The organism is Halobellus sp. Atlit-38R (assembly GCF_003665925.1).
GTDB classification, from domain to species: Archaea; Halobacteriota; Halobacteria; order Halobacteriales; family Haloferacaceae; genus Haloquadratum; species Haloquadratum inordinatus.
Genome location: NZ_QXIJ01000110.1, coordinates 1 through 635, shown reverse-complemented (window position 1 = coordinate 635; position 635 = coordinate 1). Strand labels below are relative to the sequence as shown.

At 75.0% G+C, this 635-nt stretch carries 1 protein-coding gene; it reads left to right on the top strand.

All coding sequences use genetic code 11. From position 1 onward, the window contains the following. Positions 1-635, top strand: a 635-nt coding sequence (locus D3D02_RS18370; RefSeq protein ID WP_121571331.1) for a homoserine kinase, incomplete at both ends; no start/stop codon positions are given.

Below are 635 nucleotides of genomic sequence, written 5' to 3'. Positions count from 1 at the left end.
CCCTCTCGCGCCCGGCGGACGTCGTCACGGTCGAGAAGGCGGCCGAGACGACGATCGAGGTCACGTGCGTCGGCGCGCAGTACATCCCGGAGGACCCGGAGAAGAACACCGTCGGCGCCGTCGTCGAGGCGCTCGACGCGCCCGCGCGGATCCACATCGACAAGGGCGTGCGCCCGGCCTCGGGGCTCGGCTCCTCGGCCGCGAGCGCCGCCGGCGCGGCGGTGGCGCTCAACCGGCTGTACGACCGCGGTCTCTCCCGGAAGGAGCTCGTCCCGGTCGCGGCGGAGGGCGAGGCGGTCGTCTCCGGGGTCGCGCACGCGGACAACGTCGCGCCCTCGATCCTCGGCGGGTTCACCGTGACGACCGCCGAGGGGACCAGTTCGGTGGACGCGGCGATCCCCCTCGTCGTCTGTCTCCCCGACGTGGCGGTCTCGACCCGCGACGCGCGCCGGGTCGTCCCCGAGAGCGCCTCGATGGAGGACCTCGTGGAGACCGTCGGCAACGCGGCGACGCTCGCGGTCGGCATGTGCCGCTCGGACCCGGCCCTCGTCGGGGCCGGCATGAGCGACCCCGTGGTCACGCCCGAGCGCGCCCGTCTCATCACCGGCTACGACGACGTCCGCGAGCGCGCCTTC